Source organism: Nosocomiicoccus sp. HMSC059G07 (assembly GCF_001815515.1).
In the GTDB taxonomy this organism is placed as follows: domain Bacteria; phylum Bacillota; class Bacilli; order Staphylococcales; family Salinicoccaceae; genus Nosocomiicoccus; species Nosocomiicoccus ampullae_A.
On record NZ_KV820808.1, the window covers coordinates 221,163 to 244,195 of the forward strand.

Consider the following 23,033-nt stretch of genomic DNA (forward strand, 5'->3'; position numbering starts at 1 on the left):
CTTTTCTTATGGAATAATGAGTTCTTGACCAACTGTTAAGTTGTTTCCAGGAATACCGTTCGCATCTCTTATTTTTTGGACGTTCTCTTGTGAACCTGAACCATAATATCTCAGTGCGATTCGGTATAAGTTATCTTGCGCAGTAACAACGTGTGTCGCTCCGACTTTATTCTCTTCTTCTTCTTCTTTCTTTTTAGCCTCTTCTGCTTGGCGTTCACGTTCTCTTTCTTCAGCAGCTTTTTGTTCAGCTTTCTTTACGTCAGATTCTTTCTTAGATGAAATGACTGATTGACCAAGCTTTTCAAGACTTGCGATTTGTTCTTCAGAGTATTTCGCTGGCAGATTACCATCTTTATTTGAAGCGACTTCTTCACCGTCTTTATTATCTTTACTCTTTTTATTAGAGTTACTATCTTTGTTTTTTGCAAACTGCTTTTCTAATTCAGCTTTTTTACTTTCAAATTCTTTGTCAATTTGTCTCGTGTTCTCTTCTTTTTTATCGCTTGCAACAGATTGTTCATCTATACCGTCACCTGAAGGCCAAAAGTTAGAGACAATCATTACACCTAAAACGAGAGTTAACGGAATTAAAAGTGCGAGTAAAACGAGTAGAGACTTTTTATTTTTATTGTTTTTAATTGATTGAGTGTTTAAATGTTTGTTTTTAAAATCTTTTAACTTTGATTTTGATTGCTGCATCTCTTTAGAAAACTGATCACCATATTTCGATGAAGTACTCTTGAAGGATGCTAAAATTGCAGCAATTACAGACTTATCGTCATCTTTTTTAGGTTTGTTTTCTTTTTTATTTTCATTTTTTACAGTTTTATTTTCTTCACGATTATACTTCGCGCTACGGCTGAACTGTTCGTCTACTTTATTTTTTCTAGATCGACGTCTTGTTCGTTCATCTTTATTTGTATCAGTACGTTTATGCTGTATATCTTTATAAAAATCATCTTTCATAATACATTCCTACCCTACATACATTATTACTTTTATTATAGTCTTTTTTCCTATACTTTTAAAGGGAATTCGAAAGCGAGGAATTTTTGAAAAGCAATTGGTTGAAAAGAAGAAATAAACACCTTAATATAGTGTTATTAAGAGGTGACAATGTGACGATTAAATATACTATTTCTGACCAGGACACTTGTATTGCTTGTGGAGCATGTGGAGCGTCAGCGCCGGATATTTTCGATTATGACGATGACGGAATTTCGTACTCCATACTCGATAACAATGAAGGTATAACACCTGTTCCTGAAGAACTCCTTGGTGACCTTGAGATGGCGTATCTAGGGTGTCCGACAGATTCCATAAAAGTAGCCGATGAACCGTTCGACGGAGATCCGTTAAAGTTTGAATAAAAAAGAGTACTCTGTTTTTAATGAGCTGCACCCCTAAAGTTGGACACTAAAATCCAACTTTAGGGTAGCACATCAGTTTTACAGAGTACTCTTTTCTTTTTGCTTTTTCAGTATTGGAATTAATTTTGTGTGAACGATATAGATGACTACACCGAGTAAAATACCTTTTACGATGTTAAATGGAATGATACCTACTGTTACAAGTGTTTTTACGTTTTCAAACACTGCACGCTGATCTAAAATCATTCCATATAATGGTAATAAGATAAAGTAATTAAGTATCGATAACACGAACGTCATGAATAGTGTACCGACGACAATTCCCGTTATTAAACTTTTGCTCGTTTTACTTTTAACATAGATAATATATATCGGAATTAAGTAACTAAGTGATGCGAGTAAATTCGCTATCGGACCGATTGGTTCACTGGAAACGAGAAAACCATATATGATAATTTTTATAGCTATTATTAAAACTCCGACTCCACCACCGAATAGTATAAATCCTATATAGGCAGGAATATCTGCAATATCAAATTTTAAAAATGGTGGAAAGAATGGTAGTGGTACGCTTATCAGCATGAGTATAAAAGAAATCGCTGATAAAATACTAATCATAATTATTTTGTAAATCTGTGACTGGTTCATAGTTGTTCTCCTTTACTTAACGTCATAATAAATGTCGTGCCTTTTTCGTACTCGCTATCAACCGTAATTGTTCCTTTATGGCCATTAATAATACTTTTTACGATACTAAGTCCAAGACCTGTACCTTGTTTACCTCTGGTTCTTGCTTTATCTTCTTTATAGAAACGTTCAAATATACGATTTAGCGTTGAAGCTTTCATACCAATACCTGTATCAGATAATGTAATCACTACATGAGTGTTCGTTTCGTCAATGTTTATTGAGATAGTATCTCCGTCTGAAGTATATCTAATTGAATTATCGATTAAATTCGTAAACACTTGGTACATTTTATCATAGTCAAAAGGAACGAGAGAATTATTTAGCCTATTTTTAACTTTAAAGTTCAACTGATTTTTCTTCATTTCATAATCAAATCGCTTCTGTAAATCAGCCATCAACACGTTTAAATCATTTTCTTTAATATTAAATAATCCCGATTCAGTTTCTAACTTATTAATTTCAATTAACTCGTTGATTAAGTGATTCATACGGTCAGATTCTTCTTTAATAATACTTAACATATTCTTTACTTCTTTTGGATCAGTGACAATTTCATCTAGTAATGCCTCAGTATAACCAGTGACCATAACCATTGGAGTTTTTAACTCATGAGATACACTCGATATAAACTGTGCGCGCATTGTTTCTAGTTTCTTCTCATGCGACACGTTACGGATAGTCATCGTAACACCTGTTTTTGACTCTGCATAATTCACAGGTGTAAAGAAAATTTCAATATACGTATCTGTATCTAGCTCTTCAGTAATCGAATAAGATTCAAAGTTTTCCCGACAGCGAATAATACATTCGTTAATTTTTTCTATTAAGCTTTCATGCTGTGAAATCTCTTTGAACCATGTATTACCTTCTTTATTTCGGTAAATTTGACTGTTTGATTCATCAAAAAATACTATACCATCAGAAATTGATGTGAATATTGATTCTCTCAAGTTTTTCTCATACTCGAGGTTATCGATATTTCCTTTAATATCTTCACTCATCTTATTAAATGCAAGTGTCAATTCTCCGATTTCATCAAAATTTTTAACTTCTAATTTTTGGAATTTTCCACTTGCCATTTTTAACGAAGCATTTCTCAAATCAATTAATGGATCAGTAATTCTTTGGATTAAAATAAAAGCAAATAATGTCGTAACGATAAATAATACAAAAGCACTCACTGATATAATCATCGTAATATCACGTATCGATTTATAAATCGGTGACATATCCGAGTATTTTATAAGCATTGTATCTGTATCATAGTACTGCGTCATATTAAGCACTTTTACCATGTAATCGATGTTTTCTTCATCTTTAACGAAAAAAGTATCCTCTTGTAGGCCTTCACTATTTAAAATGTAGTTAAACACAGATCGGTCTGTCTCTGTATTACTCGATACAAATTGACCGTCTTGGTAAATGATTAAGTTCTCTTCAGTAATTACTTTTGTAGATTCAATGACAGGTTCGTGTTGACTGAGTATTTCTTGTTCTATACGCTCTAAATCGTTTAATAGTTTTTGATCGCTACTATTTAGAGCGTAGTTTCTAAAGTAAAAAGCTAAACTAATGGACAATATAATTAAAACTGCGGTTACTATCATGATGATAGTAAACCACAGTTTTACAACTAAACTATTTTTAATCGTCATTCTGTAACCACGAATTTATATCCGACGCCCCAAACAGTTTGAATCATTAAACTTGCATCGACAGATACATCATTTAACTTCTCTCTCAAACGTTTAATATGTGTATCGACTGTTCGTAAATCACCGTAAAACTCATAATTCCAAACTTCTTTTAACAGTTCTTTACGATCGAATACTTTGTCTGGATTTTCGGCTAAAAATAGTAATAACTCGTACTCTTTCGGCGTTAAATTTACATATTGCCCATCTACCGTTACTTTGTGTGCATCGTTATCGATTTCTAAATGCTCATAGACGATAATGTCGCGACTGGATGAATCAAACTTCATATACGCAGTTTCTGATGAACGTTTTAAAATAGCTTTAGTTCTCTGCAACACTTCTCGTGGAGAGAATGGCTTTTTAACATAATCATCAGCACCTGCTTCAAAACCTTCTAATACGTCATTTTCTTCACCTTTAGCAGTTAATAAGAGAATCGGTGTTGATTTATGCATTCTTAGCTCTCTCGTCACTTCAAACCCATCTTTACCAGGCATCATTACATCTAAAATAATCAAATCAAAGTCTTCATTCATTGCAAGTTCTAAAGCATCGTCACCATTATCTGCTTCTGTAATTTCATAATCATCTGCTTCTAAATATAAGATGACGAGTTTACGAATTCTTTCTTCATCATCTACAACCAATACTTTACGTTTCGACATTTCGTCACCTCTTTAAGCGTATGAATGTAAGCCTGCGACAATTAAGTTAATTGCGACTAAGTTGAATAAGATTAAGAAAAATCCTGCAACGGCTAACCACGCTGATTTTTCACCTTCGTACCCTCTATTAATACGTAAGTGTAAGAAAATTGTATAGAACATAAACGTAATAAAGGCCCATGTTTCTTTCGGGTCCCATCCCCAGAATCTACTCCAAGCTGCTTGTGCCCAAATAGCTGCGAAGAAAATACCACCTAAAGCAAATAATGGGAAACCGATAATTACTGAACGATATCCAATGTCGTCCATTAAGTTTAAGTCGGCTTTATTAGCAACTGGTTTAAGTAATGTGTAAATACGTCTTCTTAAAATGAGTCGTAATAACCCATAAACGATTAAACCGACACCGATAGACCATATTACCGTATTTAATGAATGAGCTTTTATGATCGGTGGAACTTCAATACCTGTTGTAAAGTGCTCTGTACGATCGTATTCATTATTTCCTAAATGCTCAACTGGAATTGAATCTTTGTAGTTAATTAAGCTCGGTAAATTATACGTTACAACGGATTCATTACCTTGCTGATTAACATAGAAGAAGTCTGCTTCGTATTTCACGACGCCGCGCATAAGAACCATCATTAACATAAATGTCACAATGACGATTATAAAATACGTAATTGTTTCTAAGAAAAATGATCTCCAAGACTTTTCATTTTCAGGAATAATTTTTAGTAAATAAATGAATCCCGCAACGGCACTCATCGATAATATCCCGTATGAAATCGTTACTGTAATGACGTGAATTGCAAGCCAGTTACTTTGTAACGCTGGAATAAGTGGTGCTACATCTGTTGAGAATAATGCACCATACCAGAGTAATAACAACGAAACCGGAATCGCAAACAATCCAAAAACTTTCGTTTTATAGTAGTGATACGTTACTAAGTATCCAAAAATTAGCATGATAGAGAACATCGCAATAAATTCAAAAAGGTTAGATACAGGCGCATGTCCAGTTGCAAGCCATCTAAACACAAAATAAGTGAGTTCTAATATAAATGCGATCGTAACAATCCAAATTGCTATATTCGCATATCGTGATGATCGTTTAGAACTAATACTCATACCAAGTGGTACGAGTGATATAAGTAATAATATAAATCCAATAAACATTGAGATGTTACTGATCTTTAATAGTAAATGATCGGTCATAACCATTATCCTTTCATTCGTTCATTATGAACTTTAGAGTCGCTATCTTCTACATAGCCTAAATTATATTTATCGAGTGCTTCATTAATCTCTTTTGTAATACTGTAGTAGTTACGATTCGTATGTGCTGCAAGTGTAAGACCATTATCTGTATTAATCCATATACGTCTATGGTTCACATATGAACCGATAAACACACCGATTAGGAAAATAACAAAACCTGCACCGATTAAGAACATAGTTTTATCTTTCTTAAGTGTTAATACACTGACAACTTCGTTTTCCATCGAAACAAATTTAATACTGTATTTATTATCTTTAGAAATATCTGTCGTATTCTGAATTTGAATGAGAGAATACTCCTCGCTACCATCACTGTCATTAACTTCAAATAAGAATGCAGGATTTCGTGGAACAGGTGTGTTAGAAATTAACGTTCCGTTATTACCTACTCCAGCATAGTCTGGTGCAAACGACCTAAGTTGGACTTCAAAGTCATTTCCATCTTTTCCTTTAACTTTGTACGTATCCAAGTAATCTTTAAAGACAATTTCAAACGGCTCGGATAATACATTCCCATCTTTATCTTGAAGTTCGAATGTCATCGATTTCATCGCAGACATATCAAAGCTCGACTGGTATAAATGATAACTGTCATGTATGAACGGATGGTTTACTTTTATTTCAGCTTGATCGATTTCTTTTAAGTCAGGCTCTGAACCTACGATATCTGCAGATTCATTTTCATAAAACGTAATGTTCGTTTGATAGTTACTTGCAAGCTCACCTTGCGTACTTAAAGATTTATCGAACACTGATCCTGAATCCTTATCGTACGTGTCAATAATAAATTTATCGTTACGAATATAATATTTACCATCTGTACCTGGAAGTTGTACCGTCTCTCCTTCAGGTGCATAGACAAGTTCATCTAAATACATTCCAGGGAAGAAACGTAGCATACTTCCGATTAATAATATGATTAATCCCGTATGGTTAATGTACGGACCATAACGTGACAAACGCCCCTTTTCAAGGAGGTACGAATTATCTTCTTGACGAATATTATATTTTTTCTTTTTAAAATCACTAATTAAATGATCAATATCATCACTTGCTACATCTTCATTATGTAGGTAAATTCTTTGTCTTTTATAGTATGAAGGGTGTTTTTTAACCCCTTGATTATATAGTGTTTTAAATAACGGCACTCCACGGTCGATACTCGCTGCAATAATAGACAATGCAAGCATTGCATTTAATAGTAAGAACCACCATGAAGAATATAAGTTATGGAATCCTAAACTATAATATAATTTTCCAAACGAACCGTAGTTTTCATAGTAATAATCACTTGCATTTACACCGACAGGAATAAAGTATTCTTGTGGTAGAATCGTTCCGATTGCCGATGCTATAGCAATTAACGCGATAATAATAACACCGTTTCTAATGGAAGTGAAAAATATCCAAATTTTATCGAATAAAGAAGACGATTTTACTTTAGAACGAACTGCACTTCCATCGTAACGCATGACATCTTTAATTTTCTTTTTATCATAATCTTCATTAATCAGTAATCCACATGACTGACATAATTGAGTACCCGGTGGATTGACATGTCCACAGTGCGGGCATTTGATTGAATCCTTTTCGCTAGACATATTATTCACCTTTATCATTTAATTCTCTTATAAAATCTTGTATGTCTTCTTGAGTTAACTGATGTTCTTGTTTTTTAACAATTTTATTATTTTTATCAACAGCAATCGTCGTTGGTAAAGGTCCAACGTTATAAGCTTTAGTTACGCTACGATCACTATCCATAGCCATTCTTAAATTGACTTCTTCGTCAATGCTATTTAAGAATTGATTAATTTGTTGTTTGTTTTCTGAAACGTTTACTGTAATGATTTCATAATCGCTTCCTTCACCTAAGTCGTTCGCTTCACTTAAGTGTGGCATTTCTTCACGACATGGTTTACACCATGTACCCCAGAAGTTGATGATAACTCCTTTTTCTTTAGTGAGTTCATATAGGTGTATGACCTCACCTTCTGTTGTTTTCAATTTAAAATCTACAGCGGTGTCTCCGACTTTCGTCGATTGATTTTTCGATGAAAAATTGAACCAAAGAGTCACAGCAGTTAATACAACGATTCCGATAATAATCGTTATACGTATGATATTACGTACGGATCTACTCAATGAACGCTCCCCCCTCTTTAATATCTTATATATATTATAGCAGTTATAGTATCTTGTTTTTGACAGAACTTTGACAATTAAACTACTTCGAAACTGCTTTTGCATGTCCGACTAATTGTTTAACTTCGTGAGGTGTTAAGAATCGATATTCACCAGTCGGAACTCCTTCAATTGTTAAGAAATCGTAGCCAATACGTTTAAGTTTAATTACTTCTGCATCAAAATATTCAAACATACGACGGACTTGATGGTTTCTACCTTCAGTAATCGTTAATTGTACAATCATATCCATATCTTTTTTATCTCTAATAACTTCAACGATTGCTTTAGAAGTTTTTCCGTCTTCTAGCATAACTCCGTTTTCTAACTCTTTAAGTTCTCTATTTGTTAAACTTTTATTTATTTTTGCGCGGTATGTTTTTTCTACCTCATAACGTGGATGGGTCATATAATTTGTAAATTCTCCATCGTTTGTGAGTAATAAAATTCCCGAAGTATCGTAATCTAGACGACCAACTGGATAAATGCGCGTATTTAAGTGGTCGAACTTGTCTACAACCGTACGACGATCTTTATCGTCACTTACTGTAGACACCTCTCCTGTCGGTTTATGGTATAAAATATAAATCGGCGTTTCATTTTCAATTGGAATACCATTAACTTCTACCTTGTCTTTATCAGTAACGAACGTTGCAAGTTCTTTACATACTTTATCGTTTACTTTTACTTGACCATCTAATATTAATTGTTCTGCTTTACGACGGGACGTTATACCTGCATCTGCAATTTTTTTGTTTAGTCTAACTTTACTCATCATTTTCTCCTTTTAACTGGTTAAAGAATAGTTCGATATGTTCATCTTCTTCAATTTCATCGGCATTTGGTAAATCTGTAATTGTCTCGAGACCGAAAATCTCTAAAAATGTCTGTGTCGTCTTATAAAATGTTCGGCGGTCATTTTCAATGGATACACGTTGAATCAAATTTTTATTTAAAAGTGTCTGAATTGGACCGTCTGGAGATACACCTCGTAACTCTTCAATCATACCTCTTGCTACTGGTTGATTATACGCAATGATAGACAATACTTCCAAAGCTTGGTTTGACAATTTATTACTTGGACGTTCCTTTAATAACTTTAGAATGTATTCTTCAACAATCGGAGTCGTTTTTAAATAATAAATGTCATCATGAACGAGAATATTTAAGTGTTTTTTATGTTTGTTGTATAACTCTACAGATTGTTCTAACTCATCTTTTGTAATTGGGATATTTTTAATTAATGATGACTCTTTCACACCAATGTCTCCTGCGATATAAAGCATCGCTTCTACGATATCAATTTTTTCTACACTCATTATGCTACGTCCTTTAATTTTATAAATGTATATTCATCGTTATTTTTTTCGAACTTAAATGTGCTTTGGCTAATACCTTCTAACAGCGTTAGGAATATTTGAACGACTTGATATCGTTTTACGCCAGACGAAAACATTTCTTCTAACGTTAATTCATTCTGATTTTCAAACCGTTTTTTTAAAAAGAGTGTCGCTTCCTCATGTGTATACGATTCTGTCGTAATAAAACTGTGTGTATTTTGAACGTCAACTCTTTGTCTTACTTTGTTATAAGCTGTAATGAGTTCTTCTAGGGAAATAGAAAATGTATCACTCACTTCGACTTCTTCAAATTCATGAGGTGCTTTCACTAAAAATTGTTCAGCTGCTTCTTTTAGTTGCTTTAACTCCTCAGCATACATTTTATAGTTCTGATACTCTAGCAATTGTGAAATTAACTCTTCACGCGGATCTTCTGTATATTCTTCAAGTGGCGGTTCAGGTAAAAGCATCTTACTTTTAATTCTTAAAAGCTCGCTCGCCATAACTAAATATTCACTCGCAACGTTAATTTCAAGCTCTGTCATCTGCTTAATATAATTCATATATTGTTCCGTTAATACTGCCATCGGTATATCATAAATATCAATTTCTAACTCTTTAATAAGATGAAGTAATAAATCGAGTGGTCCGTGAAAGACGTCTAACTCTACTTCATAATTTTTCATAAGTTCACAACCTATCTTTAATTAAAAAAGACTAAACGTGACGTTTAGTCTTAGACGACGTATATCCAGTAAATGAAACCCCAAATTAACGAGACGATCAATATAAATAGAAATACAAATACTTTTGCCTTATCCATCTATTTTATTTCTCCTAAAAAGCTATTACCATGTGTACTAAATTGTACATTAAAATTGTCTGCAATAGTAGCAGCTACATCACTAAAAGTTTTACGGTCATTTATTTTTTTGTAATCAAACTGCTTTTTTGAAGTTACAATTAATGGAACATACTCTCGTGTGTGGTCTGTACCTGTAAATGTTGGATCATTACCGTGGTCTGCAGTGATAATCAGTAAATCATCTTCTTTTAATTTACTAAAAATCTCTGGTAAACGGTCATCGAATTCTTTTAATGCATCCGCATATCCTTCACTATCTCTTCGGTGACCATAAACTGCATCAAAATCTACTAAGTTAGTAAATGATAGTCCCTCAAAATCTTTATCCATAACATTGAGTAATTTATCGACACCATCCATATTATTTTTCGTACGAACCATATCAGTAATACCCTGACCGTTGAAAATATCATTTATTTTACCGACGGCATATACTGTATAATCGTTATCTTTTAACGCATCTAATATAGTCGGTTCAAACGGACTGAGTGCATAATCGTGACGATTTTCAGTTCTTGTAAATTTACCTTTACCTTCTCCAATGAATGGTCTTGCAATTACGCGACCAACTAAAAACTCATCGTCTAATGTCAGTTCACGGACCGTTTCACAAATCTCATATAATTCATCGACAGGAATGACCTCTTCATGTGCAGCAATTTGAAGTACAGGGTCTGCTGAAGTATAGACGATTAAATCACCCGTCTTCATATGGTCTTCACCGTAATCATCGATCACTTCAGTTCCTGAATATGGTAAATTACATACGACTTTACGATTCGTTTTTTCTTCTATTTTTTTGATAAGTGCGTCAGGAAATCCGTCTGGATATGTTTTAAATGGTGTTTTAATGTTTAAACCTGCAATTTCCCAATGACCAGTCATCGTATCTTTCCCACGTGATACCTCACTCATCTTCGCAAAAAATGCATTCAGTTGTTTAGGACAATTTAATCCAGGTAATTCTTCTATACATCCTAGACCAAGTGATTCAAGGTTTGAAAGATCTACTGCTTTAGATTCTAACGTGTGTTTTAAAGTGTGTGCTCCTTTATCACCAAAGATTTCAGCATCTTTAGCTTCTCCTATTCCAACAGAGTCTAATACGATTAAATGAATTCTTTTAAACATAATTAACCTTCTTCCTTTATTTTCGCGGATGAAATTTGTCATACATTTCTTTCACTGATTTTTTAGAAAGATGTGTATATACTTGTGTTGTTGAAATGTCTGTATGACCAAGTAGTTCTTGAACAATTCTTAAGTCTGCACCATTTTCAATTAAATGTGTTGCAAAAGTATGTCTGAATGTATGTGGTGTGACATTTTTTGAAATACCACTCAGTAAATTATACTTTTTAATCATCTTCCATACGCCTTGCCTTGTAAAACTATTACCACGATTTGTTAAAAATAATGCATCCGTATCTTTATCTTTTAGTAGATTGATTCGTATATCGACTATATATTCTTGTAATAACTCTGCGACGTAATCCGTAATTGGGATAATACGTTCCTTTTGGCCTTTACCGACAACAGTAATAAAACCCATTTCACTATTTACATTGATCGTATTCATTGAAATGAGTTCTGAAACACGGATACCTGTTGCATAGAGTAGTTCCATCATAACTTTATCTCTAATGCCTGATGTCGTAGGTTCCGGTGTATCTAGTAGCTGTTCCATCTCTTCAATCGTTAAACTGTCAGGAAGTGATTGTTCGATTTTTATACTACTCAAAAGTGCAGCAGGATTTTTATCTGTTTTCCCGTCATTAATTAAATATTGATGGAAATTTCTTAACGTTGACTGGAGTCGTGCAAGTGTTTTCGAGCGTTTGCCTTTTTCTTTTTCTTCTTTTAAAAAGTTAATGATATCAGTAGAAGAAACTGTACTAAAAGTAAGGTCTAATTTATCTAAAAAATCGCGATATAAATTAAGGTCTTGTGCGTAAGAGTCTAAAGTACTGTTAGAAAGACCGCGTTCTATTCTTAAAAACGACAGATAATCTTCTATATCTCTTTCGTTATTTTTCATTATTGTCTTCCTTCATTTGGCATTCGTGACATACACCGTGAAATGTCAAACGATGATTCAGTACTTTAAAATTAAACTCGTGTTCGACGATTTGTTCAACGTCATATAAAAGATCATCTTCAACTTCAATAATCTTTCCACACTTTACGCAAATTAAATGATGATTAAAGTGCTTTTCACCAGGCTCTTTAAAATCATACCTTGAGACACCGTCGCCGAAATTTGCTTTAACAATAATTTTTAGATCACATAGTAATTCTAATGTACGATATACAGTTGCAAGACCAATTTCAGGATACTTTTCTTTAACGCGTTGAAACACATCTTCTGCACTTAAATGTTTACTGTTATTTTCAAGTAATACGCGTAACGTGACTTCCCTTTGAGGTGTCAGTTTATAACCTGATTGTTGTAACTGTTCTTTAACTGTTTTCAATTTAGTTTCCACTTGCACCACTCCGATTTTCATAGTTAATTATACTAGAAATGGTGCTTATTTAAAATAGTTTAAATAAAAACGACTGTTTTATGTTCTTATTTATAATTGTTTGAATATAAAACGTGTTGAACTGCGATTAACGTTTTCGCATCTCTAAACACGTTTTCTTTCATTAAGTGTTCTAGATCAGTTATTTTAATTTTTTCAATTTCTAAAAATTCATCTTCATCTAATTTTTGTTCTTCAAGCTCTAATTGATCTGCTTCAAATAAATAGATGATTTCATTAGAAAATCCAGGAGATACATAAAACTCTTGTAAATATTGAACCTCTTTAGCGACTAGACCCGTTTCTTCTTTTAACTCTTTTATAGCTGTTTGTTCAGGTGTATCTTTCGGTTCTATCTTACCAGCAGGAATCTCTAATAAAACTTCTTCTGCCGCAATTCTATACTGTTTTACAAAATACATATATCCATCGTGCACAGCGATAATTCCTACTGCACCTTGATGATACACAACTTCTCTACTACTCGTTTCTCCGTTTGGTAATTCAACATCGTACACAGTAACATCAATAATTTTTCCTTTATAAATATCTTTATGCGATAGTTTCTTTTCAACTAATTGATCATCATTTTGATTCATCTTGTATTACCTCACTATATTCAGTAGTTAAATTGAGTTATACTTATTTATATATAATATTGTAAACGTTAGGAGTGACATTTTGAAACATTTTGTTACTAAAGATAAGCAATCCATTTCACAATTTGCACTAGGTACGATGAATTTACCACTAGATGACCGTGAAGAGTTAAGTGAGATTATTAGATTAGCATTTGAGTCCGGTATTAACTACTTCGATACTGCGGACTTATATCAATATGGTAAAAATGAAGCTGTTATTGGTTCAATTTTATTCGATTACGGACAGTTTTTCGAATATAATATCGGAACAAAAGTAGGTAATGAATTTGATGCAGCACTTCGTGAAAAAATTAAATGGAATCCAAGTGCAGAATATATTAAACATGCTGTTAGTCAGTCAAAACTTCGTTTATCACGCGATGTGATTGACTTATTAATGTTACACGGTGGAACTGTTCACGATAATATGGATGAAACAATCCGTGAGTTTGAGTCATTAAAAAGAAAAGGCGACATTAAAAGTTACGGTATCTCAACTACGCGTAAAAATGTCATTGACTACTACACTGAAAATAGTGATATATCAGTACTGATGGCACCACTAAACATTATCGATAATCGAAGTGAAGAATATCTATCTGACGACTATGTATTTTTAGCCAGAGGTCCGTTAATGCAAGGACTCCTCACTGAAAATTATGATGTAGCACTTAAAACAAAGTTTAAACATGGTTATATGGGATATTCACAGGATGAATTAAGAGAAATTATATTAATGATCAAAGAATATGGCTACCCTCTTGAAGCTATCGCTTATAAATATTTAATGAATAAAAATGTCGTAATCGTACAAGGTGTAAGTACTGTTTCTCAGCTCAAGAAAAACTTACGCCATTATGAAACAGCAAAAACTATACGAGACGAAGTAATTGAAGACATTTGTTCTAAAGTTGAGAAGAAACATTACAAAGAACATAGAGATCCAAAAACAGTTACACATCAAGAAGATAACGATAAAAAGAATGTTTTGAAGAAATTACGTAAAAAAATAAGTCAGCCATAAAAAATGGCTGACTTATTTTTTTCTAGCAATTTCATATTTAAAATAATCGTGTGCAACCGACACATTTGAAGGTAACGTTTTAATAAAGTTCGAAATAAATTCCTCCTCATATCGATTACTAATATGTGTGAATATATAGTGTTTCACACGTAAATCTTTTTGAATACTTAACACGTCATGTATTTCAGAATGATAGTAACTATACGCCTTTTCGTATTCATGATCTAAAAATGTCGCTTCATGAACAACGCAGTCCGCGTCTTTTAGTAAATCGAAATATACTTCACTTTGAAGCGGTCGTGTATCTCCATGAATACATACTTTTCTCCCTTTTATTACAGGCCCTAAAAAGTCGTTCGTATCATAAGTAACACCATCATGTACAAACGTATCACTATCTTTTATTTCACTATAAATTGGGCCAGGACGTATACCAATTTCTTTTAACTTTAGAACGTTTAACGCACCTTTTTGATCATTTTCTTTAAATACATATAAAAAACTTTCTATATTATGATCAAGTGTTTTTACCTCTATAGTAACATCTTTAATCGAGATAAAAGATCCATCTTCAATTTCCACTATTTCAACTGGATAATTCAATATTGTCTCACTTACTTGAAACGTCGTTGTTAACCATTCAGAAAGTCCTTTTGGTCCGTAAATTTTTAGTGGTTTACCTTCTCCACCTTGATGCGCACGGCTCGATAAAAAACCTGGTAAACCGTAAATGTGGTCACCATGTAAATGCGTAATAAATATATGGTTAATTTTAGATGGTTTAATAGACGTATTTAGTAAACGATGTTGAAATGCTTCTCCAACATCAATTAAAAAATATTCGTTGAGCTCATCAACCATATCTAAAATTATCGCTTGAGTATGTCGTTTTTTTGAAGGTAAGCCTGCCGCAGAACCTAATATATTAATATACATAGTAACCTCCATATAAAAGTAATCTAATTATATCATAGTCATCTTGTCTTTTAGACCCCTTCGTGGAATAATATATAAAGGAAAGTAAGGTGACATTATGGACTCTATTCAATTTATAGAACAGTTTATTGTATTCATAGAAGATCATTTACGTGAAGACATAGATTTCGATGAAGTGTTAATGGAAATGGATGTTGAATCGAAAAGTTTTTTAACGCTATTTACTGCTCTCGTTGGGATGTCTCCAGCAGACTATCAAAAACGCCGTCAATTAACTGAAATTGCTTTAGAAGTTTATGATGGTCATCGACGTTTAACAGATATTATAAAATACTATAACCATAAAGATTTAGCGCAGTTTAAAGATGATTACCAAAAATTCTTCGGTATAAGCGTGTATGATACTGATAAATTTATCGAAGAAATGCCTCTACAATACCGTATTTCATTTGAAATAAACCCTACGACAAAACGTGAACCTTTTTCTGAAACACGTTCACTTGATGGGTATCGATTAATTGGTGTCGAAGAATTTTTCAATATGAATAGTTATAATGAGAAAAAGAAAACTCGATACTTAAACTACTTACTAAATAGCGGTATTATTAGCGAAATATTAAAGCATAATAACGGACCAATTAAAGGGCTATTCGTAATGGAACGATATAGTTACGGAGAAATTCAAGTATTCGTCGGCACAGCATCAGACATGAATACACCTTTTACAACGACGTATACACCTAGTGGTTTATATCAAATTTTTGAGTCGGACGGTCAATTAGACGTCGAAACAAAAAAACTTTACGAGTATATATTTAGAAGATGGCTCGTAAAAGAGCACGTTGAGCTAGACTTAACATTTTCAATAGAATTAATAAAAGGACTTACACACTCGATTGACGATTCAGTCATTGTACAAGTATGGCAGTCCATAATTGATTAAAAAAGGCGACATATGTCGCCTGTTATTATTTAGTTGCTTGTAACTCAACCATTTTAATAATAAGTTCTGTGATTTTATATAATTCTTCGAGTGGCATTCTTTCTGATGTCGTATGAATCTCTTCATATCCTAAGCCTAAAATGACTGTGTCGATTCCTTGGCCTGCAAAGATGTTACCGTCACTGCCTCCACCTAAAGAAATAATATTGGGTTCACGACCAATTTTTACGGAAGCATCGCTTGCGAGTTTTACAGCTTCTGATTCTTCCTCTGAATGCAGTGCTGGATACATTAAGTCAATGTCAACATCGACTTCTCCACCGAGTTTATGCGCTGCTTTTTTAAATTCAGATTCAATATGTGCTGTTTGTTTTGCAAGACGATCCTCTTCTAAACTTCTTGCTTCAAGTAACACATATGCATAGTCTGATACGATGTTCGTCGCTTCCCCACCTTTAATAATACCAACGTTTGATGTCGTCATTTCATCGACGCGACCAAGTGTCATATTACTTATCGCTAGCGCTGCGATATTAATTGCAGATACACCGACTTCTGGTTCGATTCCCGCGTGAGCTTTTTTACCATGAATGTGTGCTTCAATTTTATTTTGTGCAGGTGCACGGTTTACAATTGTACCCACTTGACCTGTACCGTCTACTGCGTATCCTATTTTACTTTTAACAACTGAAGTGTCAAAAGCTTTTGCACCGACAAGACCTGTTTCTTCACCAACTGTTACGATAACTTCAATATCACCATGTGGGATATTATTTTCTTTAATTGATCGAATTGCTTCAATTACTGCAGCGATCCCTGCTTTATCATCCGAACCGAGAATTGTCGTTCCATCAGAATACATATATCCATCGCGAACTTCGGGTTTAACTCCGTTACCTGGCTTAACAGTGTCCATATGAACCATAAAACAAATCGGCTCTATTTCTTTATTTCCTTCTAGTGTAAAGAATAAGTTCCCTGCACCGTAACCTGTTTCAGATTGTGTATCATCTTCAAAACCTTTTAATTTAAGTTGATCGAACTCTTTGAATAAACGATTAGCTATCTCTCTTTCATCACCAGATTCTGAATCGATCATTACGAGTTCTTTTAATAGTTCTACTACTCTTTCTTTGTTCATTAATTACACTCCTAGTTGAAAATTATTACTTGAACAAGTAATATAAAATTATATAATTTGAGAAAATGAGGGTTCACAATATGCCGAAAAAAGCACAAAACATTATCATTTGGGCAATGATTATCTTAATCGTTGTTTCAGGTTTATTAATGGGATTAAGCTATCTCACAGCACTATAAGAAAAAGTGGTCCATCAATGGACCACTTTTTTAAATGTCATCGCCGTGTTCCATAAACCATGCTTGCAGATCTGTAATGACACTCATGACATCGTGACCTTCAATTTCATGTCTCTCTATCATATCTACCACTTTTCCGTCTTTGAAAAACGCAAAACTTGGAGATGACGGTAAAAAGTCTGGTGTACGTTCACGAACTGCTTCAGTTGCATCTTTTTCTTGTCCGGCAAAAACTGTATATAAATGTGTTGGTTTTTTGTCGAAGTTTAGTGAGTGAATCGCTGCTGGACGTGCGATACCACCTGCACATCCACATACTGAGTTAATCATCACAAGTGCAGTACCTTCTTTGTCTAACGCTTCATTAACTTCTTCTGGCGTTAAAAGTTGTTCGTACCCAACATCTGTGAGTTCTTTTCTCGCATTTTCCACTAAATCTTCCATATATATTTTAAAATCTAAATCCATAGATAGCACCTCTTTACTGTAATAATTAAAGTGTAATGTTAAATATTTTATTTGTAAAGATTAAAGCGTTGTTTCACTATCAATAGACTCAATATTTTTCTTAACATCTTGTAAAAATTTACCTGCATCTACACCGTTCAGTACTCTATGATCGATAGATAAACAAAGGTTTACCATATATCTTGCTGCGAGCATTTCATCGATAAAAACAGGTTTTTTAACGATAGATTCAACTTGTAATATAGCAGCTTGTGGGTGGTTAATGACGCCTTGTGACTGAATAGAACCAAATGCGCCTGTGTTATTAATTGTAAATGTCCCACCGTGCATATCTTCCGAAGTTAGCGCATGTGTTCTACCTTTTTCAGCAAGTTGTGCAAGTTTTTTTGCGATTCCTCGAATCGACAACATATCTGCATTATGAATGACCGGAACGTATAAGTCGTCATCAGCGGATACTGCGATATTTAAATTGATTGAATCGTGGATTTTAATAGAATCCCCTTGCCAACTGCTATTGAGTATTTTATTTGTATTTAGGGCTTTTGCTACTGCTTCTATAAAGAATGCAAAATAAGTTAATTTAATACCTTCAGATTTAAATGCATTTTTATATTTATTTCTTAAATGAACGAGCTCTGTTGCATCTACTTCTATCATCATCCAAGCATGTGGAATTTCAGTTTTAGATTTCACCATATTATTTGCGATTGCTTTTTTAACACCGGTTAATTCTAGTCTAGAAGTGTCACTAGTAGTTTTAATACCGATCGATGATTTATTTGTTTTTGGTGCTTCATTTTTCACAGGATTATCGATATACGATAAAATATCCTTTTTTGTAACACGTCCAAATTGTCCTGTACCTTCAACATCATCTAGATTAACGTTATGTTCTGATGCTAATCTCATCACGACAGGTGATATTCTTTTAATCTCTTTTTGTGTGTCTGTACTATTATTATCTTTTTTATTAGTTTGTGGTTGAGATTTTTGTTCTGGTTCTTTTTCATGAACTTTGTTAGATACCTTAATTTCACAAATTGGTGTTCCGACTTCTATTGTTTCACCAACATCTACGAGTATTTTTTCTATCACTCCTTCAAAACTAGAAGGGACTTCAGCTGTTACTTTATCGGTTAAAATTTCACATAACGGATCATATTCATTTACTTTACTACCAGGCTCAACAAGCCACGCTTCTACTGTTCCTTCATGCACACTTTCTCCGAGTTTTGGCATTTTAATGACTTCTATCAATCGTTTCACCTCTTTTAATGTTCTGCAAGTTCTTTCATCTTTTCATAGATTTTATCTGGATTCACCATAAAATAGTCTTCCATTGGTGGTGCATATGGCATCGCTGGTACGTTAGGTGCGGCAAGCCTCATAACTGGTGCGTCTAAATCGTAAAATGCATGTTCAGATATAATCGCAGATACCTCACTCATTACACTACCTTCTAAATTATCTTCAGTGACGAGTAATACTTTACTTGTGTCTTTAACAGATTCTATAATCGTCTCTTGATCGAGCGGGTAAATTGTTCTTAAATCAACAACTTTAGCACTGTATCCATCATTCTCTAATCGTTCAGCCGCTTCAATGGCCATATGAACACATAACCCGTAAGTTATTACCGTGATATCTTTACCTTCACGTTTAATATCTGCCTTACCAATAGGTACAACATGTTCACCTGTCGGTACGTCTTCTTTAAGTAAACGATATGCTTTTTTATGCTCGAAAAATAAAACAGGATCGTTATCGCGTATTGCGGAAATAAGTAATCCTTTTGCATCACTTGGTGTAGAAGGTATAACAACTTTTAAACCAGGTGTTGAACTAAATACACTTTCAATCGATTGTGAATGATAAAGTGCCCCGTGTATCCCTCCACCAAATGGTGCACGAATTACAATTGGACAATGCCATCCATTATTAGAGCGATATCTAATTTTAGCTGCTTCACTCATAATCTGGTTTGTCGCAGGTAATATATACTCTGCAAACTGTATTTCAGCAACTGGTCTTTTACCAGCGAGTGACGCGCCAATTGCTGTACCGACAATTAATGATTCTGCGAGTGGCGTGTCGAGCACTCGCATTTTTCCGTACTTCTCTTGGAGTCCAGCCGTTACTTTAAACACGCCACCTTTTTGACCGACATCTTCTCCTAGAACGAATACATTCTCATCTTTTCCCATCTCATAGTCTAATCCGTCATGGATTGCTTCTAACAATGTCATCGTTTTTGTCATTATAATTCCTCCTCATACACGTGTTTTAACGCATAAGAAGGTTCTGCATATGGTGCATGTTCTGCTTCTTTTGTCGCGTCGTTAATAATATTTTTAACTTCTTCATCGATTGCTTCGAACCACTCTTCTTCTATCGTTGTATTTTTTAATATATAATCTTTAAACGTGATTAAGCAGTCCGTGTCTTTTAATGTTTGTACATGTGCTTTATCTCTATAAGAATCATCGTCATCTGAAGAGTGTGCCCCAATTCTCGAAACTAGCGCATCGATTATCGTAGGACCTTCCCCGTTGATAGCACGTGTTCGAGCAGCTTTTACAGATTGAAATACTTCAAGTGGATCATTGCCGTTAATTTGTTCTCCGTGTATTCCATATGCATGTTTTCGCTCTGATAAGTCATCAATATTGTATTGAAGTGATTTTGGGACACTAATCGCGTAACCATTATTTTCAATAAAGCATATATACGGTAATTGATGAACACTCGCAAAGTTTAGCGCTTCATGAAAATCGCCTTGAGACGTAGAACCTTCACCGAGTGAAGTAAATGATACAGCTTCTTTACCATCCATTTTTAATGCATACGCAATACCTGCTGCGTGAAGTACTTGAGTTGTTACAGTTGATCCTTGAGTCACAATATTTAACTCGTAATCGCTAAAGTGACCGGGCATTTGTCTACCTCCACTTGACGTATCATCTCGCTTCGCAAATGCTGCAAGCATACTTTCTAAGGGTGTTGTACCAAGTGTTGTTACCATTCCTAAATCTCTATAATATGGGTTTAAATAGTCAACTTTTTTCTTTAAAGCATAAGCTGCACCGACTTGTGCCGCTTCTTTACCTTGACACGATACGACAAATGGAATTTTTCCCGCACGGTTTAATAACATCATACGTTCATCAATTTTTCGTGTCGTTAACATTAAACGATACATTTCTTTTAAGTCGTCTTCTGTTAAATCTAATGTTTTATAATCTATCATTCGAATCTCTCCTTAAAAATGAATCCCTCTTTCGTCAATAAGTAATGCAGATTCCATAATTCCTTCACTTATTGACGGATGCGCATGTACTGAATTATATAGTTCTTCTACCGAACTATTTAAAAACGATGCAAGCGATAATTCGTTAATAATTTCAGTCGCATTTGGTCCAACAATCGATGCGCCTAATAACATATTATCTTTATCAGTAATTAACTTAACAAAACCTTCTCCGCCATTTTCAATAATCGCCTTACCAACTGCTTGAAGTGGTAATACGCTCACATTATATTCGATCCCTTTTTGTTTTAACTGTTCTTCTGTAGGACCGACTACCCCAACTTCTAAATTCGTATATATACATCTCGGTACAGTGTCATAATTTAGTGTGATTGGATTTAAACCTTTAATATGCTCAACCGCTATTATGCCTTCTTTTGAAGCAACATGTGCGAGTTGATATGTATTTAATACATCTCCAATCGCATATATATGGCTGTCTGCTGTTTGGTAAAATTCATTCGTTTCAATATAAGTATTGAATTTTGCTTTCGTGTTGTTTAAGCCAATATCATCGATATTGGCTTTACGCCCAATCGCAACAATTACTTGCTCGAAATTCAATGTTTCGTCGTTATACTTTATAGAAACACCGTCATCAACTGTAAAGGTCTGATTACTAATTTTAAAGTCAGTTGTAATTTTTACATTACTCTGTTCTAAATGCTTTTTAAGCGTACGAATAACGTCTTTATCTTCATTAGGAATTATATTTTGACTACCTTCAATTATCGTCACGTCGACATTTAAATTAGATAATATAGATGCAAGTTCTAATCCAATGACTCCACCGCCGATAATACCTACAGATTTAGGTAATTTTTTTTGAGATAAAAATTCTTTACTCGACAATACAAATTCCCCATCAAATGGTAAAAAGTCAAGTTCGATCGGTTTAGACCCAGTCGCTATAATGACATAATCATTTTTAATAATAATAGAATCGTTTTCAGTTTCTACAGCGATTGTGCCTGCCATCGGTGAGAAAATTGACGGCCCTAATATCCTCCCATGACCATAGTAAACGTCAATTTGATGTTTTTTCATGAGTGATGACACACCGTTATATAACGTGTCTACAGTTTTATTTTTTTTATCAATTATTTTTTCATAATTAAAATTCAATACTTCAGAAATTCCGAATTCAGATAACTGATTGGCAGTTTTTATTAAATTTGAAGTGTTCAGCAAACTTTTCGTTGGTATACAACCGTTATGTAAGCACGTGCCACCGAGTTTATCTTTTTCAATGAGTGCGACAGTAAAGCCGAGTTGTCTTGCACGTATCGCAGCTACATAGCCGCCTGTACCTCCACCGATTATCGCGATGTCATATGACTTTTCCATAAAACCCTCCATAAGTTACTGGTCAGACCAGTGAAAGTTGTAAAAAAATATACTACTTGCTCGCATTTTCTATATAGACTAGAATAAATACGATGAAACAAATGTATTATCTCCTATTATACATTAACAAACGATGATTTCATTAACAGACTATATAATTATGTTGAGTAAGGTGTTTGATTACATGAAAAAAATAATTGCACTATTAATATTAGTGATTCCTGTCTTTATTGCAGGATATGGCGTAAAATTAATTCGCGACAGTATATTCGGTATCACAATTGATCCATTTAGTTCTCTTGTCCTTCAATTTATTGTAGGGTTAGTACTCTTAGTGTTCGGAGTTTGGTTCGTTGCAGGATACGTCCTTCATAGAGAGCGAAAAAATAAACGAGTTCAAGAGCGATTTAAAGCAAAAGACGAGTAA

The 23,033-nt window shown here is 33.9% G+C and carries 25 protein-coding genes; 4 read left to right on the forward strand and 21 right to left on the reverse strand.

Going from position 1 to position 23,033, the window contains the following annotated elements; all coding sequences use genetic code 11:
• Positions 1-6: 6 nt before the first annotated feature.
• Entirely contained in the window at positions 7-966 is a 960-nt protein-coding gene (locus HMPREF3029_RS04145) for a LysM peptidoglycan-binding domain-containing protein (RefSeq protein WP_070709955.1), read from the reverse strand.
• Between the two features lie 152 nt (positions 967-1,118).
• Between HMPREF3029_RS04145 and HMPREF3029_RS04150 the strand changes: the two genes are divergently transcribed.
• Positions 1,119-1,370 (forward strand): ferredoxin, encoded by a 252-nt coding sequence (locus HMPREF3029_RS04150; RefSeq protein ID WP_102167314.1) that lies wholly within the window; start codon positions 1,119-1,121, stop codon positions 1,368-1,370.
• A gap of 78 nt (positions 1,371-1,448) precedes the next feature.
• Here HMPREF3029_RS04150 and HMPREF3029_RS04155 read toward each other — a convergent pair whose 3' ends face one another.
• The 13 genes from HMPREF3029_RS04155 to HMPREF3029_RS04215 form a co-directional block, all read right to left on the reverse strand.
• Positions 1,449-2,018 carry an ECF transporter S component gene (locus HMPREF3029_RS04155; RefSeq protein ID WP_070709956.1) on the reverse strand — a complete coding sequence of 190 codons (570 nt, stop codon included), beginning with the start codon at positions 2,016-2,018 and terminating at the stop codon, positions 1,449-1,451.
• Complete coding sequence (locus HMPREF3029_RS04160; RefSeq protein WP_070709957.1) at positions 2,015-3,715, reverse strand: HAMP domain-containing sensor histidine kinase; 1,701 nt, start codon at positions 3,713-3,715, stop codon at positions 2,015-2,017. The genes HMPREF3029_RS04155 and HMPREF3029_RS04160 overlap by 4 nt, the downstream gene beginning before the upstream one ends.
• Entirely contained in the window at positions 3,712-4,422 is a 711-nt protein-coding gene (locus tag HMPREF3029_RS04165; protein ID WP_070709958.1) for a response regulator transcription factor, read from the reverse strand. The genes HMPREF3029_RS04160 and HMPREF3029_RS04165 overlap by 4 nt, the downstream gene beginning before the upstream one ends.
• A 12-nt stretch (positions 4,423-4,434) precedes the next feature.
• Positions 4,435-5,640, reverse strand: a complete 1,206-nt coding sequence (ccsB, locus tag HMPREF3029_RS04170) for a c-type cytochrome biogenesis protein CcsB (protein WP_070709959.1) — start codon at positions 5,638-5,640, stop codon at positions 4,435-4,437.
• A 5-nt stretch (positions 5,641-5,645) separates the two neighbouring features.
• Entirely contained in the window at positions 5,646-7,304 is a 1,659-nt protein-coding gene (locus HMPREF3029_RS04175) for a cytochrome c biogenesis protein ResB (protein ID WP_070709960.1), read from the reverse strand.
• 1 nt (position 7,305) lies between these two features.
• Positions 7,306-7,848, reverse strand: a complete 543-nt coding sequence (locus tag HMPREF3029_RS04180; protein ID WP_070709961.1) for a redoxin domain-containing protein — start codon at positions 7,846-7,848, stop codon at positions 7,306-7,308.
• Positions 7,849-7,930: 82 nt separating this feature from the next.
• Entirely contained in the window at positions 7,931-8,662 is a 732-nt protein-coding gene (locus HMPREF3029_RS04185) for a pseudouridine synthase (RefSeq protein ID WP_070709962.1), read from the reverse strand.
• On the reverse strand, positions 8,655-9,206 hold the full coding sequence (gene scpB, locus HMPREF3029_RS04190; RefSeq protein WP_070709963.1) for an SMC-Scp complex subunit ScpB: 552 nt from the start codon (positions 9,204-9,206) through the stop codon (positions 8,655-8,657). Before scpB ends, HMPREF3029_RS04185 begins: the two co-directional genes overlap by 8 nt.
• Positions 9,206-9,913, reverse strand: coding sequence for a segregation and condensation protein A (locus tag HMPREF3029_RS04195; RefSeq protein ID WP_068128390.1), 708 nt, complete (start codon positions 9,911-9,913; stop codon positions 9,206-9,208). The genes scpB and HMPREF3029_RS04195 overlap by 1 nt, the downstream gene beginning before the upstream one ends.
• 137 nt (positions 9,914-10,050) lie before the next feature.
• On the reverse strand, positions 10,051-11,223 hold the full coding sequence (deoB, locus tag HMPREF3029_RS04200; protein WP_070709964.1) for a phosphopentomutase: 1,173 nt from the start codon (positions 11,221-11,223) through the stop codon (positions 10,051-10,053).
• 16 nt (positions 11,224-11,239) lie between these two features.
• A complete protein-coding gene (xerD, locus tag HMPREF3029_RS04205; protein ID WP_068128387.1) occupies positions 11,240-12,130 on the reverse strand; it encodes a site-specific tyrosine recombinase XerD in 891 nt (296 codons plus the stop codon).
• Positions 12,120-12,578, reverse strand: coding sequence for a ferric iron uptake transcriptional regulator (locus HMPREF3029_RS04210; protein WP_070709965.1), 459 nt, complete (start codon positions 12,576-12,578; stop codon positions 12,120-12,122). The genes xerD and HMPREF3029_RS04210 overlap by 11 nt, the downstream gene beginning before the upstream one ends.
• An 86-nt stretch (positions 12,579-12,664) precedes the next feature.
• Positions 12,665-13,216, reverse strand: coding sequence for an NUDIX hydrolase (locus HMPREF3029_RS04215; protein WP_070456489.1), 552 nt, complete (start codon positions 13,214-13,216; stop codon positions 12,665-12,667).
• 82 nt (positions 13,217-13,298) lie between these two features.
• On the opposite strand from HMPREF3029_RS04215, the gene HMPREF3029_RS04220 reads away from it, so the two are divergent.
• Complete coding sequence (locus HMPREF3029_RS04220) at positions 13,299-14,282, forward strand: aldo/keto reductase (protein ID WP_070709966.1); 984 nt, start codon at positions 13,299-13,301, stop codon at positions 14,280-14,282.
• 12 nt (positions 14,283-14,294) lie between these two features.
• Here the strand turns inward: HMPREF3029_RS04220 and HMPREF3029_RS04225 are convergent, their stop codons facing one another.
• The gene (locus HMPREF3029_RS04225; protein ID WP_070709967.1) at positions 14,295-15,218 is read right to left on the reverse strand and encodes an MBL fold metallo-hydrolase; all 924 of its coding nucleotides are present in this window, start codon (positions 15,216-15,218) and stop codon (positions 14,295-14,297) included.
• A gap of 97 nt (positions 15,219-15,315) precedes the next feature.
• Between HMPREF3029_RS04225 and HMPREF3029_RS04230 the strand changes: the two genes are divergently transcribed.
• Complete coding sequence (locus HMPREF3029_RS04230) at positions 15,316-16,161, forward strand: helix-turn-helix transcriptional regulator (RefSeq protein ID WP_068128376.1); 846 nt, start codon at positions 15,316-15,318, stop codon at positions 16,159-16,161.
• A gap of 25 nt (positions 16,162-16,186) precedes the next feature.
• On the opposite strand, the gene HMPREF3029_RS04235 is transcribed toward HMPREF3029_RS04230, so the two are convergent.
• The 6 genes from HMPREF3029_RS04235 to lpdA all read right to left on the reverse strand — a co-directional run bounded on the left by HMPREF3029_RS04235 (position 16,187) and on the right by lpdA (position 22,606).
• The gene (locus HMPREF3029_RS04235) at positions 16,187-17,302 is read right to left on the reverse strand and encodes a M20/M25/M40 family metallo-hydrolase (protein ID WP_070709968.1); all 1,116 of its coding nucleotides are present in this window, start codon (positions 17,300-17,302) and stop codon (positions 16,187-16,189) included.
• Positions 17,303-17,511: 209 nt separating this feature from the next.
• Entirely contained in the window at positions 17,512-17,949 is a 438-nt protein-coding gene (locus HMPREF3029_RS04240; RefSeq protein ID WP_040928324.1) for a BrxA/BrxB family bacilliredoxin, read from the reverse strand.
• A 60-nt stretch (positions 17,950-18,009) separates the two neighbouring features.
• Positions 18,010-19,191: a dihydrolipoamide acetyltransferase family protein gene (locus tag HMPREF3029_RS04245; protein ID WP_070709986.1), complete on the reverse strand. Its 1,182-nt coding sequence runs from the start codon at positions 19,189-19,191 to the stop codon at positions 18,010-18,012.
• A 32-nt stretch (positions 19,192-19,223) separates the two neighbouring features.
• Entirely contained in the window at positions 19,224-20,210 is a 987-nt protein-coding gene (locus HMPREF3029_RS04250; protein ID WP_068128373.1) for an alpha-ketoacid dehydrogenase subunit beta, read from the reverse strand.
• Positions 20,210-21,199 (reverse strand): thiamine pyrophosphate-dependent dehydrogenase E1 component subunit alpha, encoded by a 990-nt coding sequence (locus tag HMPREF3029_RS04255; protein ID WP_070622125.1) that lies wholly within the window; start codon positions 21,197-21,199, stop codon positions 20,210-20,212. Before HMPREF3029_RS04255 ends, HMPREF3029_RS04250 begins: the two co-directional genes overlap by 1 nt.
• A 12-nt stretch (positions 21,200-21,211) precedes the next feature.
• Positions 21,212-22,606, reverse strand: a complete 1,395-nt coding sequence (gene lpdA / locus HMPREF3029_RS04260) for a dihydrolipoyl dehydrogenase (protein ID WP_070709969.1) — start codon at positions 22,604-22,606, stop codon at positions 21,212-21,214.
• 184 nt (positions 22,607-22,790) lie between these two features.
• On the opposite strand from lpdA, the gene HMPREF3029_RS04265 reads away from it, so the two are divergent.
• Positions 22,791-23,033 carry a DUF2627 domain-containing protein gene (locus HMPREF3029_RS04265; protein WP_040928330.1) on the forward strand — a complete coding sequence of 81 codons (243 nt, stop codon included), beginning with the start codon at positions 22,791-22,793 and terminating at the stop codon, positions 23,031-23,033.

What these genes read in the sequence shown, in the direction of transcription:
- HMPREF3029_RS04145 (WP_070709955.1), bottom strand. Translation starts at nt 966, where the DNA reads ATGAAAGATGATTTTTATAAAGATATACAGCATAAACGTACTGATACA.
- HMPREF3029_RS04155 (WP_070709956.1), bottom strand. Translation starts at nt 2,018, where the DNA reads ATGAACCAGTCACAGATTTACAAAATAATTATGATTAGTATTTTATCA.
- HMPREF3029_RS04160 (WP_070709957.1), bottom strand. Translation starts at nt 3,715, where the DNA reads ATGACGATTAAAAATAGTTTAGTTGTAAAACTGTGGTTTACTATCATC.
- HMPREF3029_RS04165 (WP_070709958.1), bottom strand. Translation starts at nt 4,422, where the DNA reads ATGTCGAAACGTAAAGTATTGGTTGTAGATGATGAAGAAAGAATTCGT.
- ccsB (WP_070709959.1), bottom strand. Translation starts at nt 5,640, where the DNA reads ATGACCGATCATTTACTATTAAAGATCAGTAACATCTCAATGTTTATT.
- HMPREF3029_RS04175 (WP_070709960.1), bottom strand. Translation starts at nt 7,304, where the DNA reads ATGTCTAGCGAAAAGGATTCAATCAAATGCCCGCACTGTGGACATGTC.
- HMPREF3029_RS04185 (WP_070709962.1), bottom strand. Translation starts at nt 8,662, where the DNA reads ATGAGTAAAGTTAGACTAAACAAAAAAATTGCAGATGCAGGTATAACG.
- scpB (WP_070709963.1), bottom strand. Translation starts at nt 9,206, where the DNA reads ATGAGTGTAGAAAAAATTGATATCGTAGAAGCGATGCTTTATATCGCA.
- HMPREF3029_RS04195 (WP_068128390.1), bottom strand. Translation starts at nt 9,913, where the DNA reads ATGAAAAATTATGAAGTAGAGTTAGACGTCTTTCACGGACCACTCGAT.
- deoB (WP_070709964.1), bottom strand. Translation starts at nt 11,223, where the DNA reads ATGTTTAAAAGAATTCATTTAATCGTATTAGACTCTGTTGGAATAGGA.
- xerD (WP_068128387.1), bottom strand. Translation starts at nt 12,130, where the DNA reads ATGAAAAATAACGAAAGAGATATAGAAGATTATCTGTCGTTTTTAAGA.
- HMPREF3029_RS04215 (WP_070456489.1), bottom strand. Translation starts at nt 13,216, where the DNA reads ATGAATCAAAATGATGATCAATTAGTTGAAAAGAAACTATCGCATAAA.
- HMPREF3029_RS04225 (WP_070709967.1), bottom strand. Translation starts at nt 15,218, where the DNA reads ATGTATATTAATATATTAGGTTCTGCGGCAGGCTTACCTTCAAAAAAA.
- HMPREF3029_RS04230 (WP_068128376.1), top strand. Translation starts at nt 15,316, where the DNA reads ATGGACTCTATTCAATTTATAGAACAGTTTATTGTATTCATAGAAGAT.
- HMPREF3029_RS04235 (WP_070709968.1), bottom strand. Translation starts at nt 17,302, where the DNA reads ATGAACAAAGAAAGAGTAGTAGAACTATTAAAAGAACTCGTAATGATC.
- HMPREF3029_RS04240 (WP_040928324.1), bottom strand. Translation starts at nt 17,949, where the DNA reads ATGGATTTAGATTTTAAAATATATATGGAAGATTTAGTGGAAAATGCG.
- HMPREF3029_RS04245 (WP_070709986.1), bottom strand. Translation starts at nt 19,191, where the DNA reads ATGCCAAAACTCGGAGAAAGTGTGCATGAAGGAACAGTAGAAGCGTGG.
- HMPREF3029_RS04250 (WP_068128373.1), bottom strand. Translation starts at nt 20,210, where the DNA reads ATGACAAAAACGATGACATTGTTAGAAGCAATCCATGACGGATTAGAC.
- HMPREF3029_RS04255 (WP_070622125.1), bottom strand. Translation starts at nt 21,199, where the DNA reads ATGATAGATTATAAAACATTAGATTTAACAGAAGACGACTTAAAAGAA.
- lpdA (WP_070709969.1), bottom strand. Translation starts at nt 22,606, where the DNA reads ATGGAAAAGTCATATGACATCGCGATAATCGGTGGAGGTACAGGCGGC.
- HMPREF3029_RS04265 (WP_040928330.1), top strand. Translation starts at nt 22,791, where the DNA reads ATGAAAAAAATAATTGCACTATTAATATTAGTGATTCCTGTCTTTATT.